At 62.2% G+C, this 13,841-nt stretch carries 12 protein-coding genes; 6 read left to right on the top strand and 6 right to left on the bottom strand.

What is annotated here, in order from left to right; all coding sequences use genetic code 11:
• Positions 1 to 87: 87 nt before the first annotated feature.
• The 3 genes from LCE31_RS17760 to LCE31_RS17750 are packed head-to-tail and all read left to right on the top strand — an operon-like array spanning position 88 to position 3,968.
• Positions 88 to 1,332 carry a nucleotide sugar dehydrogenase gene (locus LCE31_RS17760; RefSeq protein WP_225015283.1) on the top strand — a complete coding sequence of 415 codons (1,245 nt, stop codon included), beginning with the start codon at positions 88 to 90 and terminating at the stop codon, positions 1,330 to 1,332.
• Positions 1,333 to 1,380: 48 nt separating this feature from the next.
• A complete protein-coding gene (locus tag LCE31_RS17755) occupies positions 1,381 to 2,760 on the top strand; it encodes a hypothetical protein (RefSeq protein ID WP_225015281.1) in 1,380 nt (459 codons plus the stop codon).
• Positions 2,757 to 3,968, top strand: a complete 1,212-nt coding sequence (locus tag LCE31_RS17750; RefSeq protein ID WP_225015279.1) for a glycosyltransferase family 4 protein — start codon at positions 2,757 to 2,759, stop codon at positions 3,966 to 3,968. The genes LCE31_RS17755 and LCE31_RS17750 overlap by 4 nt, the downstream gene beginning before the upstream one ends.
• Before the next feature lie 311 nt (positions 3,969 to 4,279).
• Here LCE31_RS17750 and LCE31_RS17745 read toward each other — a convergent pair whose 3' ends face one another.
• From LCE31_RS17745 to LCE31_RS17720, 6 genes are all read right to left on the bottom strand, one after another.
• On the bottom strand, positions 4,280 to 5,230 hold the full coding sequence (locus LCE31_RS17745) for a phosphotriesterase family protein (protein WP_225015277.1): 951 nt from the start codon (positions 5,228 to 5,230) through the stop codon (positions 4,280 to 4,282).
• A gap of 170 nt (positions 5,231 to 5,400) precedes the next feature.
• Positions 5,401 to 5,694, bottom strand: a complete 294-nt coding sequence (locus tag LCE31_RS17740; RefSeq protein ID WP_225015272.1) for a hypothetical protein — start codon at positions 5,692 to 5,694, stop codon at positions 5,401 to 5,403.
• Between the two features lie 23 nt (positions 5,695 to 5,717).
• A complete protein-coding gene (locus tag LCE31_RS17735; RefSeq protein ID WP_225015285.1) occupies positions 5,718 to 6,608 on the bottom strand; it encodes a helix-turn-helix domain-containing protein in 891 nt (296 codons plus the stop codon).
• 999 nt (positions 6,609 to 7,607) lie between these two features.
• Positions 7,608 to 8,213, bottom strand: a complete 606-nt coding sequence (locus LCE31_RS17730) for a hypothetical protein (RefSeq protein ID WP_225015270.1) — start codon at positions 8,211 to 8,213, stop codon at positions 7,608 to 7,610.
• 416 nt (positions 8,214 to 8,629) lie between these two features.
• Complete coding sequence (locus LCE31_RS17725; RefSeq protein ID WP_225015268.1) at positions 8,630 to 9,424, bottom strand: hypothetical protein; 795 nt, start codon at positions 9,422 to 9,424, stop codon at positions 8,630 to 8,632.
• A complete protein-coding gene (locus LCE31_RS17720) occupies positions 9,421 to 10,689 on the bottom strand; it encodes a hypothetical protein (RefSeq protein WP_225015266.1) in 1,269 nt (422 codons plus the stop codon). Before LCE31_RS17720 ends, LCE31_RS17725 begins: the two co-directional genes overlap by 4 nt.
• Before the next feature lie 328 nt (positions 10,690 to 11,017).
• Here LCE31_RS17720 and LCE31_RS17715 point away from each other — a divergent pair, with 328 nt between their 5' ends.
• From LCE31_RS17715 to LCE31_RS17705, 3 genes are read left to right on the top strand one after another with little or no spacing between them, the layout of a single operon-like run.
• Entirely contained in the window at positions 11,018 to 11,338 is a 321-nt protein-coding gene (locus tag LCE31_RS17715; RefSeq protein WP_225015264.1) for a hypothetical protein, read from the top strand.
• A 1-nt stretch (position 11,339) separates the two neighbouring features.
• Positions 11,340 to 12,143: a hypothetical protein gene (locus tag LCE31_RS17710; protein ID WP_225015262.1), complete on the top strand. Its 804-nt coding sequence runs from the start codon at positions 11,340 to 11,342 to the stop codon at positions 12,141 to 12,143.
• On the top strand, positions 12,133 to 13,662 hold the full coding sequence (locus tag LCE31_RS17705; protein ID WP_225015261.1) for a hypothetical protein: 1,530 nt from the start codon (positions 12,133 to 12,135) through the stop codon (positions 13,660 to 13,662). The genes LCE31_RS17710 and LCE31_RS17705 overlap by 11 nt, the downstream gene beginning before the upstream one ends.
• Positions 13,663 to 13,841 lie beyond the last annotated feature (179 nt).

The raw sequence follows: 13,841 nt of genomic DNA, 5'->3' as shown, positions 1-13,841 counted from the left end.
CATCCATCACAACAGGTCAACGGAACAAGCGATCAAAGGGACACGCCACCGGCGAGTGAACCTGACCAGGCCCTACTAGGAGCTGTCATGCATGTTGTTGTCGCTGGTCAGGGCTATGTGGGGCTGCCGCTGGCGGTGCGCGCCGCCGAGGTGGGCCACCGAGTCGTCGGCTACGACGTGGACACGGACCGGATCAAGCAGATCACCGTCGGTGATTCGTACGTGAGGGACGTGGACTCCTCGCGGCTCCGCGCAGTCCTGGACTCCGGGGCCTACGCCGCAACCGCCGACACTGCCGCTCTGGCCGGCTTCGACCTCGCGGTGATCACTGTGCCGACTCCGCTGACCGAGGGCGTGCCCGATCTGACCTACATCGAGTCCTGCGCCCGGACCCTGGGCGAGCGCCTTCGCCCTGGTGCGACGGTGGTCCTGGAGTCCACGAGCTATCCCGGCACCACCGAGGAGATGCTGCTGCCGATCCTGGAAGAGGTGTCAGGCCTCAAGGGTGGGGTGGACTTCCTGGCCGGATTCAGTCCCGAGCGAATCGGAAACAAGCGGTGGTCGTTCGACGGGACGCCAAAGTTGGTGTCCGGAATCAACGCCACATCACTCGATGTGATCAAGGGTTTCTACGACGGCATCTTTCAGACCACGGTGCCGGTGTCCGGGACGAAGGTCGCCGAGCTGGCCAAGCTGATCGAGAACACCTTCCGATTCGTCAACATCTCCATGGTCAACGAGATGGCGATGCTGGCCGCTTCCCTCGGCGTGAACATCTGGGAGGCGATCGACGCTGCCGCGACCAAGCCTTTCGGATTCACGCGATTCACCCCGGGACCGGGAATCGGCGGGCACTGCCTGCCCGTTGACCCGATGTTCCTCTCGTGGAAGGCCCAGCAGGAGCTCGGCGTCCCCTTCCGGTTCGCGGAACTCGCCGCCGACGTGAACCGCCACATGCCCGACTACGTCGTTCGGCGTGTCGTGGAAGGACTCGACAAGCGCGGGCTGCCCGCCAGGGGATCTCGGGTTCTGCTGCTCGGCCTGACCTACAAGTTCAACGCCACCGACCTGCGCAATTCCCCTTCGGCTCGTGTCGCCGAACTTCTCATCACCCTCGGCGCCGACGTGCGCGGCGCCGAACCCAACGTCCCGAGCGACGCCAAGCTGGACGTGCCCAGGGTCGATGCGACCCCGGACGAGGTCGCGGCTGCTGATGCGGTGGTTCTTCTCATGGACCACCCGCGATTCGACCTCCCGATGATCGAGAGATGCGCGACCTATGTTCTCGACTGCCGAAACCGCTTGTCAGGAGCGAATATCGAGACCCTGTAGCTCCCGAACTCCCCTGGCCCGCCGCTGACTTCAACCCCAGGAGTTCCCTTGCATGACGAATGGGAGAACGCCCACACGGACTACACCCGGCCCGCGCAGCGCCCGGCCCCGGCCTCGCTGGCCGAGAGCGAGAGCGACTGGCGCCGCTACCTGGAAGGTGACACCCCCAACGGCTGGCTGATCCAGCACAGTGCGATGACCGAAGCGCTCGTCAGCGGCCGGCCCATGTACCTGCTGCACACCACCAAGGACATCGCCGCCATCCGCACCAGCGGCGAGCTGCACGTCTCCACCGGTTGCCTGGTCGGGGCCCTGTACTGCTCCCCTCTGATCCGTCAGCGCGAGGGACTGCGCCCGCACAACCTCGGCGCCTACCTGATGCAGACGAAGCCCAACACCACACCCGTGATCTTCGAGGTCATCCCGGACGCTCCGATCCCCACCAAGGGCGTGGACTATCTGCACCTCGGGGCCATTCACCTGCGCACCTACCTGCGCTACCAGAGCCTTCTCACCCTGGCCGAGAACGACCAGCTTGACCATGCTGTGGCGGCCGGGCTGGGCGCTGTGGCCGTGTTCCTCGACACCGCTCTGCGCAACGCAGCCGGCCGCGCCACGGCGGCTCCCGTCTTCATCGACCAGTTGGCCGCTGCCGTGCCTGCCGTGCCGTTCCTCGGATACCTGTACTTCGAGGTGCTGTCCGAGTACCTGATGCTCCACTCCACGACCCCGGAGACCAAGAACTACGCCCAGGCCGGGGAGCTGAACAACTGGCTGTACAAGCGTCTCGCGTTCGCCGCCGTGGACGGCATGCACCAGTTGTTCGACCTGGCCCGCTTCCAGCCGCGCCACCAGCAGCTCGTCCAGCTCATCGAGGGGGTGGAACCGGCGCTCGCCCCGGGAGCTGCCGAGTACGTACGGCGGCGGCTGTCCCACCTGCTCGCCCGGACCGCGCTGCACCCGTCCCAAGACGCGGCGTCGGTCAGCTTCCGGGGCACTGATCTCAGCACGCTCCGGCACGTCGCGCCGGGGCTGATCGGTCAGATGGTCTTCCGCGAGATCCGGTACATGCCTCGCTATAAGCAGCTTTACCACTGCTTCGAGAAGGCCAAGGCGCTGGAGGCATGGGACTACTGGAACCACGAAGGCATCCCCACGCCGTTCAACGGCATCCTTCCCAAGGGCGAGATCGGGATACACCCCGTCTACCCGCGGTCAGCCGTCAGAGCGTGGACGGCTCAGCAGGACAGCAGAGGCCTCCTACACCCGGTCCAGGAAGTGAACGCCGTCCTCACGCCGCACCTGGCGTCGTGGTGGGCGCCACCCCGCAATCGCAGCTGGAAGCTCACTACCGATCCGCGAGGCACATTGGACCGTAGTGTCTCGCTTCCCGCCCGCCACTTATCGATCAAGGGGATCTCTGCATGACCACGACGAAACCCCTGGCCATCCTCACCGGTATCAACCGCACGTCCGAGCCCTCGTCCGGGAGCCTGATCCTCGTCAACGACCTCTACCGCGCCATGCCCGACACCTATACGACCTACCTCGGCCGGACGCCGGTCGATCAGGCGTGGAAGGCCGCGTTCGATCACCTGATCCCCCTCTCCACGACGAAACGCCCCCAGGGCCCCGGCTTCGACGACTACGTGGACGAGCTGACGCGTGAGGTCGGTGCTCTCGTCGAGAAGGTCCAGCCGAACGCCATTCACGCTCAGTACCTCGGGTTCGCTCTCAGCCTGGCCTTCAGCAGAACCGCCGGCAGCATCCCGATCGTCGCCATCGCCCACGGTCCCGACGTGATGGCGGCCGAGCGCAGCCCATCGGAGCGCGAGGCCATGAATGAAGTCGCTGCCGCAAGCGCCGCGATCGTCGCCCCGACCTCCGCCCTCGCCGACCGCATCGACCGTCTCACCGGACGCCGATTCACTGATCGACTCACCATCATCCCGTGGGGTATCCGGTTGAGCGATGCCCAGGTACGCGATCAACCGCCTACTGGGATCGGACCGCTGTCTCTAGTGCATGCCGGTCGCCTGGACGACAACAAGTCCACGATCACCGCCGTCGAAGCTCTCGCTTTAACTGATCAGCCGCACCACTTGACCGTGATCGGCAATGGGACGCTACGGGAGGGTCTGGAACAGCGGGCTCTCGAACTCGGGTTGCGGGACCGGGTTCGGTTCGATCCGTTCGTGTCCCGCGCCGAACTGTGGCGCCGCCTGCCGAACTTCGACGCCTTCGTCTTCACAACCAGAGGTCTGGAGGCTTTCGGGCTCGTCCTCATTGAAGCCCAAGCCCACGGACTTCCGGTTGCCTACTCCGATCTTCCCGGTGCGAGGGACATCCTCGGGAGCGCTGGTGTTCCCTACACTCCTGGCGACCCGCGCTCGCTGGCCGTGGTCCTGGACGAGATGGGCCGGGACTTCCACCGGCGCCAGGCCCTGACCAAGGCGGCTCTCAATAACGCGCGCGGATACGACATCACGACCACCGGCCGCCGGCTACGCGAGCTGACGCTCTGCCTAACAGAGTCGTACGCACCGAAGCCATCATCGCCATCCGTCCCTGACGACCCGCGCGTTGCCGCCTGGCCGACGACCTCGTCATGCGGCCAGGCAGCAGCGCAGTCTTGAGACACTTTCCGGCTGGAACAGGTTGACAGACCGCATAACGGCCGCCAAGGACCCCGTGCCCCAGTACATCGCCACCGCGTTGAGCGAACGGATCGGCAGGACAGTCACGGTGGAGGAGATCGGCATGGGCGCAGCCCCCGAGGAGGCACCGCGCGGCTGGGCCTTCCCTCGCGACCGGCATCACGGGCGGCCGGAGGCTTGTCGGCAGGGCGCTGGTCGGCGGCATGCCCCGCCGCTGCCGCGCCGGTCGCCGCCGTCGGTTCCGCCCGTCGCGTACGCCGAAGGTCGATAGCGGGACACCCTTTAGTGAGCTACATGACCCCGGAGAGATATCGGCGCGGATTGCCGATCATCATCATATCAAGTTGCTCCTGCGCGATACCGGCTTCGAGAAGTGCCGACAATACAGAGTCATGAATATGAGTGTGATTCCAGTCTGGGGCGAGTTCCTCTGCAACGCCTTGCGGAAGCCAATCCATGTGGGTGCAGGCATCATGGCTCAGCACGATCGATTCTGTGTATCCCAACTTGACGAGCCGGGACACAGTGGCCACTCGTGTTTCATCGGACTGAATGAATCGAATTCCAAATCTGTCCATACCGAGCATGAAACCAGCGTCCGCAAGTCTACATAGATAGTCAAGGTCACTACTGTCTCCGCTGTGACCCATAATGACGCGCCCCGGAGCTATACCTTCTTCTTCAAGGATTCTTTGCGCTATAAATCCGGTCCTCTTGCTGGGATTCGTGTGTACCGTAATAGGGGCGCCCGTTTTTTTGTGAGATGCCGCTACAGCACGGAGCGTACGCTCAACTCCGTCGGAGAGATCATTTTCCAGAGCACATTTAAGGAGGCCGGCTTTTATTCCAGTACCGCCAATACCCTCGGTGATTTCCTTCTCAAACCTAGCCACCATAGGCTCAGGTCCACCCAGGAGCGTATTGGGCCCTTGGTGGTACCATTCGAACGGGAGAGAGTGATACGTATATAGCCCAGTTGCAGCAATGATATTCAGTTCGGGGACTGCCTCAGCCACACGAGCAGTACGGAGAATATTTCGCCCCATGCCGTAAACAGTCAACTCAAATATCGTATTCACACCTCGATCGACAAGTTCCCGCATCCGCCGAATCGCCTTCGCTACCTCCCTCTCCTCATCCCATTTTTCTTGCCCTTCGACTATCAATTCCGGAGATCGAACCCACAGATGCTCGTGAACCAAAGTTGTCCCGAGCTCTTCAAACCGCACGGGACCTCGCACGGATTCCACAGTGGCACTCAAGCCGAGATCACCACTATTCAATGAAGCCCGTGACGTATCCAAAACGCCCCTCCCATGCCCGGATCAAGACTCACTTTCATGCCACAATACGGCAAACATCGCGAACCCGAGCCGTTCGACATTTCCGAAGATCGCGAGATCAAAGATCTTCAATAAAAGCCGTCAAACTCAATATTTTGCGCAACCCTGTCAAGGTGGGCATCGATCTCGGTCAAGCCCTCCTCCTTAACCAGGCGCTTTGCCTTTTCTCGCTCATTCAAATTATCTCTTTTGTATGCATGAGTGACTTCCATCGAGGTTGTTTTTGTCAGCTCCGCTATCACGTCGATCTCATGGGGCGCAAGGGCATCGGACCTTGCGAGGTCTCCCCATGCTCTTACGGCGGATTCAAACCGATATTCCCCCAAGACGGAAGAGGGGACGCGCTCTTTGATCCAGCTCACGAAGCCACTGTCAAAAGCAGCCACTAGATCGACCGCCCTGCACTCGAATCGGGTGACGGGAAATATGGAGTGTTTGCAGCCAGCATGCGCCGGAGACCAGGAACGTCGACACCTGCATAGAAGTGCGCTATGAACATTGAGCTCCCTTCGTAGTAGGTGGTTCCCCGAGCCAATGTGATTTCCGCCTGGTTGAGGCAACCACGGCCATGTTCTGGATGGATGAAAGGATAGGTATCACCCAAATCACCATCCGGGTCCAGTTCCCTGGGGGCAGTATTAACAACGGGAGAAGCTTCCTCAACGAGCTGCTCGATCTCTTGCATCGCTGGGTCGTTGGGATGCGTTATTCGGAGAGCCTCATAGCGAAGCATAATACGAAGCAGACAGTAATGCTCATTATCCGGAAGCTGGGCGACGCCATCCTTGAGGACAAAGCGGAAAAGACTTTTAGGTGCGCCCCCCGCGAACATCTTCGGATACCCCGCATTGTGTGCCAAAACCCGGGTGAAGTTGTCTACCACCCACACGTAGGGGCCTTCGACAAGGCCTGAGGCTTCCTCTGTCCGCCTGGTGGCAAGCGACAGAAAAGACGCAATCTGCGGTGTGAAATTTTGGGTGCTGACATTGGGTGCAGGCGGGTGTGTACCGAGGACATGCAGATAGAGCAGAGCTCGCTCCTCCTCGGTCATGCGTAGAACTCTCGCGATCTGGTTCAGGACTACTGGGTCGGCTTTGGTTACGCCACGCTCAATGCGTGCGTAAGTCTCAACGTCTATACGAAGCAGTCTCGCCATATCTTTTTGAGAAAGACCACTGACGGGCCGGCCCCGGCCCCGCCTATTGGGCCGGGGTTCGAGTCCGACGATGCTGGAACGCTGTATGCTTGTACGGCGCGTGACAAGAAAACTTTGCACGCTGGGTGCGCGCACGCGGCTGGCCTCAGATTGACGTACCGTTCGCACCGGTCCAGTGCTTCCTCTTTTACTCACTACTTTCCTTTCACCTGAACCGTGCTGCGTCGCACAACCGGCTCTCCATGAAAGTTGCTTCCAGCGAGGCCGGCCACCTCTTCGGCTCCGCCTCTGCTCTAAGGTTCGTTCGAAGCATAGCCAGGAGCGAACCTAGCGACTAATATGTGAGCCGTCGTCAGTTCTGCGGGACAGCACCGCACTCCACGGGCTGTCGGCACGCCCGCCTCCCATCCAGGTCTGGGAGGCACGTCGTTGCATCACATCCTCCCTTGCGATCCGGCCAGAATGAAGACGAATTACCCGCACAGTTTGTGCGGGTAATTTATTATATCCCACAAGGTACAGACAGGCATGTTATTCGGAAAAGGGATATATGGGAGACGCGGCGTGGGGGTCTCTATAGGGGGCCATCCCTCAGAACACGGACAGGGTCGGGACCTATGACGCCCGGTCTACGGGGCGGGTTGAGGGAAATCGGTTATGGAGCGCTCTGTCCACGGTCGCTCGGAGCCCTCGGCAAAATAGCGCTGCGCGATGGTGGGCGGCGTCGGGTCGAGGTTGATGCCCGTACTGCGTGGGTTCGGGGATAGTGGAGTCTTCGGCCCGTCAGGACGCGAGGTCTTGCCGGTGGGGAAGTTCGCCGAGCGGCAGCGAATGGGTTGGGTTGCCGCGTCGCGGCCAGTGACTTTCTCGGAGGTCAGCAGCCGCAGGAGCTCTGTAGGGTCCCACCGTTGCCCAGGCGTTCGCCAGGACGTCGGGGCGGTCTTGTGCATGTAAGGCAGGCGCGTGGATGGAGATAAGGTCGTCCTCGGCGAAACGCCAGGCCGCAGCCGCGAGCCCGAGGGCTGGTCGACTTCGTCGCTGCCCAGAGCTGCGGCCGGCTGGACGGAGCATGGGCCATCTTGGCTCGGATGCGGGACGCCTCGACACGGCCGGCCTCCTTCAGCCAGCGTCCGACTCTGGGCAGACGCTCACGAACGCGACGTCCGCCTCCGAGCGCGGCTGAAGCCTGGGCTGATGGACCGCGCGGCCGGCAAGGTGGTCGGGGTAGCGGGTGACGATGGTCTGCGGGACGCCGGGAGTGGACAGCTGGTGACGCCAGATCTCCAACGGACACCGGACTTGGTGCGCCGTGATCGACAGTTCGTCGCTAACGAACGGCACCAGACATTGGTGCCGGGGTAGCCGAGTCGAGCAGCGCACCGGCTTGAAGCTGATGGTGCGATCGGAGCCGACCATCATCTCCTCGACCAGCGCGAGTGCTGGCTCGACCTGCAGGACGTACAGCGTGGCGCGTTGGGTGTCGAGCCGGTCGGCTGGGATCTGCCCGGTCAACCTGTGTCGGCACGTGTTCGCCGTGAGGGCCAGCTCCGGCAGACGTCCGCGAGATCGGCGGGGGAGTCGCAGGCGGACAGCAGGTTCGCCTCCGTGGGGGACCAGGTCGGCCTTCGCGATGCGGATCGTGGCCTCTGCGTCGTCTTTGAGCTCAGGACCGTAGGGAACACAGCTGAAGACCGGGCAGCCGAAGTGCCGGCCGGCGGTGACCATCGTCGGGTGCCTGGACCGGCATCCCGGCGATGTGCTCGACGGTCACCGTCTTTGCGTCGTCGGGCAGCACGTAGGTCGGAGCCCCGCCGATCCGCCGCAGCGTGGTGTCCAGACAGCCGACGAGAGTGTAGGCCCAGACCGGATCGCTACCCGGAACTGGGGCCAGGTCAGTCACGCACGGGACAGCCAGGTTTACCGCACGCCGATCAGTTGGTCCGCCGTCCTCGCCGCCAAGCCCAAAGTGCGCCCACAGCCGCTACTCCCAGAGCTCCAAAGGCAGCGCGATAACCGCCCGGTGCGCCTAGGGCCTTCGAAGCAGCGAGGAGTCCAGCGACAACGAGGAAATACGGCAAGAGCAAAAGGACAGTACGACCGATTCGAATGGGGTTCATGGACGAAGTATGCATCACGCAGGACTACTTGGCTATGGAGTATCTACTCATCTGCTGATCTATGATCCGCGCGGCTTCCCCGCTGTCAGGGAACTCGACATCGCGGAGAAGCCTCCTCAGTGTTGACGCTGATTCTGCGGCTTCGGAGGAGTGAAGCCGCAGCCAGCAGCCAAGCGCATTACCGGTAGCGTGAACAGTCATACTGTGCTGCGGGCCGAGATGGAGGTACCACTCTCGGGCTATGAAGACCCAACTCCTGAAGCTATATTGGAAGTCGCCGGTCAGCCAGGCGATATCAGCGCGCACGAGGCCCACCGCAAGTGCGTAGATGTGGTTGGGGCCGAATCGGACGGACAGCTCTTCTAGCAGTTGATCGGCTTCGCGGCTGGCTTCGGCGAAACGGTTGCGGCTGGCGGTAGCACAAATGACGGCGAGACGATCACTATACGGGTCAGGAAGCGACGTGTACGGTCGATCAGGTGAAATGGCGCCAACTGCAATGTGACGGACGGGCGGCAAATTCGTGACCGAAGGAGCCTCCCGCATCCGGAGATGTTCTGCAGGCATCGGATCGCTGCCCACCAGAATGTGACTGGTACCGTCAATATTGATCTCGATCTCCGTCGTGTACTGTGCCTGCTCATCCTGGATCACCGCACGGACCGGCGTTTCACTTGCGGCTGTCTCCAACCGGAGGCGTGCAAGGACAGCTTCGCTGAGCTCGACGCCTGGAGGCAGTGTGAAGAACTCCTTGTCGATGAAGCAGTCCCCATCGGGTGTGATCTGAACTCGCACGGTACCTGGACCAACGTCACTCACGGCCGCTCCGTCCTTGTGGGGATAGTGCTGATTCCGCCGGCGTTCGGGAAGCTGGGTTGAGCCCATCCGCGATAGCGCAGGCGCCAAGCGCCTTGGGTGAGTTGTTTCCGTGGAACGACGACGATCTTTCCCTCACGTGGGTAGCTGTCTCCCACATCGTTACTGGCCACCTGGTCGTTTCCCAGGTAGAGGGCTACGTGTCCGGCCGCGGTACCCGTGTCATAGAAGAGCAGAGCTCCCGCCGGCGGTGAAATGTCGCCGGGGTGAGCGAGCCCGGCGTCCACGAGCCGGTTCCAGTGAACGTTTGCCGTCGCAGATCCGGATGATCCCCACCCGTAGGTTTGAGCGACGAAGTTGTCACACATTCGGTACCAGCCCGTCTTGCCTGCTTCGTTCCGGGCGCTGGCAATGGCAAGGGCAGGAGTCCGAGGGTTCTTGACCGTGAATGTGGGCTTGGGATCCCTGCCACCGGTGGAGGCCGGGTCACTACAGCCCAGACTGATGGAGGAGACAGCGTGCTCACCCCAGGCTGCGGCAACGAGCGAGCCAGCAGCGGACTCCCACTTGGCGTACTTGTCACGGTACTGAACGGCCGGTCGCTGAATGCTCGCAGCGACCTTAGCCAGAGTCTTTTGCTGCCAGTTATGCACCTGGACGAGACGGTCATAGAACTGGCCGGAGGCGTACACGGGGTCAGTCAGTTCGCTGACACTCCCCCAGCCCTGTGAAGGCCGTTGCTGGAAGAGTCCCACGCTGTCTGCGTCACCGCGGCGGAGGTTGTTAAGAGTACTCTCCTGCATAGCAGTAGCGACGGCGATAACCGCAGCACGAGGCGAAAGATCCCGGGTGCGTGCGACGTTGGTGATCGTGGTGGCGTTACGCAACTCCCGAGGTGTCCACTGAGCTCTCGACTGAGGGCCTTCCGGGTGCAGTGGAACCGTAACCTGGCTGCCGCCATCCTCTTGCTCGCCATCGAACTCGGGCTTCTCACCTCCGAAGCCACTACCGTTCTGCCCGTCTCCGACCGCCTGGAGACCACCCCGACAGGTATCGGCGTTGGCCTGAGTTGACGCGCCGCCAACCGCGAGCAGGCAGAGGCATAGCGCCGAAACACAACCCGCCGCTGTGACGCCTGTGACGGCTTTGCCAAATCCGTTCATCCTCGCCTCAGTTGCAAACGTGAGTTGACGATCTTGGCCAGTCAACAGTACATGTGACGAAACTACCAGATCACTTCGCAAGTCTCTGGAGAATGCCAGTTCCATCCGTTGAGTGAAAGGCAGCCAGAGGCCGTCATTTTCCTGCTCGACCGTTGCGAACCCGAGTAGGCTCCCGGGACCTCAAAGCGCCCCCGTTGGCCCTCGGTAAACCGGGACTGAAGTGGGACTATGCGAGTTGGCGTATGGCTCACGCCCCGAGACGCAAAGCGTTCGGACAGGCTCCACAGCAGCGATCGCACGCACCGTATGGGCGGCCCCCGAAGACTCGTCTATCAAACCGGAACCGCTTGTTATCAACTTTCCGTGTATGTACCTTTCACCGTCACGAGCCGGTCTTGGGTCGGCCGCGATGCGCGTGGGAGGGAGCCAGTGCATGCCCGTTTCACATCTGGTGGATTTCGCAGCGAGCGGTGGCATAGGAGCACTCGTGAACGGGCTGTCCCCGGATTGGGGCCCCTTTGGAAAGCTGGGCACCACAGGGCGCACGGTAATCCAGGCTCTTATGGCCGGCGTGGTTCTCGTTCTGCTGGGCCGGGCGATTCTTGGAGCGGTGCACTTGAAGATTGGCGAGGGTCAGCACGACGTAGCCCAGGTCAGCAAAGGTAAGAAAGAGGTCGGAGGGAGCCTGGTCGGAGCCTTCCTCGTAGCGTCCATAGGGACGATCTTCACCATCGTCTATGGAATGGGTATCTGAGATGGCCTCTGATAATACCCCCAGGACAGGCACCCGAGTCCTGGCAGTTGAAAAATCGACAGAGTCAGGCGAGAAGAAACCCTCGTGGCACGGGATGGCAGTCACCGGAATAATCTTTTTGTCCGTTGTCGTTCTCGCCGTGGTTCTGGGTATCTCCGGCAGCAAGAATGGATCTTATTCCGGCGGCTCGGCGGATACACAAAGTCAGGATGAACCTCCGAGCCAGGTCGGCATCGGTGGGGACCCCCGGGGCACAGCCAAGAGGCTGGTCGACGGTGTCCCAGTGGGCTATGCCCACAATCAGACTGGTGCTGTGCAGGCAGCGATCAACTACCAGATGGCTCGCTCGTCTCATTCATACTTCACTGATGAGAAAGGCCGGCATAAGACTCTCGCCGTGATGATGACCAGCCAGGCTCTTCGCAGGCAGATCCACAACGACGACACCGGGATGCAACAGGTTCTCACGTCGCTAGGCGTGGATAGCAGTGACGACAACGAACTGGTCGCACGTGGAGCGGCAATGGGTACTCGGGTAACCACGTATACCGATCAGGTGGCCACCGTTGATGTGTGGATGGCCGGGCTTATCGGCGTTACGAACAAGAACGCCCCTATGCCGGTTTCCGCGTCGTGGACCACATACACGATGACCCTGCAGTGGCAGTCCAGCGACTGGAAGATTTCCGCGATCACTTCCGTGAACGGCCCGACTCCTCTGGATGCAGGCAGCGACAGCCCTACTAGTGTCGACGAGTTCAGCACGGCAGATCGGGAGTTCAATGCGCCCCCATATGTCGGCTGAGACTCATTACCGGATACGCACACGCTTCACCTGGACAATCGGCCTGACGGCCACGCTCAGCATCCTGCTCACCCCGGGACCTGCTCAGGCAAGCGACTTCTCCGACTGGTCCTGCAAGAACATCCCATTCGCCGACAAGGTTTGCAGTGTCGTCGAGAAATCGAATCAAACCATCGACTTCGCAAGCGATCCTCTAGGCTATATAGCTCAGTTTTTCAATAATGCCGTCACCAGTATTTTCACTCAAATGATGAAGGCGCTCGGGTCGACTACGCGCATCGACTGGCAGGACCCTGGATTTCTTCGGACCTACACGATGGCTTTTGCCGCCTCTACAGTGCTGACGGTCATCCTGTGGCTGATGGCCGTTGCCAAACGGGCGGTTCAGGGAGTGCAGCCGCTCCAGGCGCTGGGGGAATCCGTCGGCTTTGTGTTGATGTCGGTCCTGGTCTCCGCGTTCGCACCACTGGTGACCGCTTACACAGTGCGAATTTTCGACGACGCCGCAGAGGCCATGTTCAAACCCGTGGCTGGCGATGCTGCCGACATGGTGCTCACCGTCACGACGGCGATGGCCGCACTACTCCGGATCCCGGGCGGCGGTATCATCGTGATCTTCTTCAGCCTGGCGCTGTTGGGGGCGGTGGCCGGCGTGTGGTTGGAGCTTATCGTCCGCAATGCCCTGATCCTTTCCGGCCTCGTCTTCGGACCCACGGTTTTCAGCGGGCTGGTGGATCGTGACCTGTGGGGGCACACCAAGCGGTGGTGCGGTGTCATGCTTGCCGTTGCTGCTTCGAAGTACGTGACGTTTACCGTCATCGCGCTCGCCACGGGAATGCTGGTTTCGACCAGTCCCAATCCGAGTCTGTCCCAGTCTTTCGCAACAGTCTTCACTGCTCTGGCCTTGCTGTTCCTTGCTCTCTTCATGCCGTACCAGCTCTCGAAATTCCTTCCGGCATTCGGTGACGAGGTACGCGACATGTACGCAGCTCGCGACGACCTTAAAGGCCGGGCGAAGAACGTCGGAAACCAGGTGGGTGACTCCTACGGGGAGCTGAAGTCGCGCATGAGCGGTGGCGATGGAGGCGGAACCGGTGACGACGGCGCTGAGGGAGCGTCGGAGGCCGCGGACGACGACGCCCTGAGCGGGAATGGAGCAACTGAGGCCGGAGCGGCGGAGGGAGCAGCCTCCGCGACTGGCGTCGGGGCAGCGGCCGTGGCCGCGAAGAAGGGGGTTGACAAGGCCAAGGACGAGGCCGGGGCCACCGTCGAGCGAGGAGTAGACGGGGCGACCGCTGGTCTTGACTCCGCGGGTTCGTCCGCGGCCTCGACGGCCGACGGCGACGGTGGCCATGCCTCTCCTGGCGACGAGCCATCTGGCGGAAGCGCTCCTGACTCCACTGGCCCGGACAGAGTGACGGCGGGCGGGGAGGCGGCAGTCCTGACGGGCCGGCAGCCCTGGCCACCGCCCGCTCCCCCGGACGAGCCGGAACGGCCTCCACCGAACGAGGAGACCTGACATCCGTCCCGACTCATATCCAGGAGTGGTTGTGCCTCGTACTTTCACCTACCCGCGGCCGAGGCCGCGCGGGCGGCGCGGGCGCCCCCCTGACCCCCCAGACCAGGCGAGCCCCGGGGGGGGGGGGGGGGGGGGGCGCGGCGCGGGGGGGGGGGGCGGGCGGCACAAGCGGGACGAGG

This window comes from Streptomyces sp. 8L, from assembly GCF_020176795.1.
In the GTDB taxonomy this organism is placed as follows: domain Bacteria; phylum Actinomycetota; class Actinomycetes; order Streptomycetales; family Streptomycetaceae; genus Streptomyces.
This window is presented reverse-complemented; position numbering and strand designations above follow the sequence as displayed.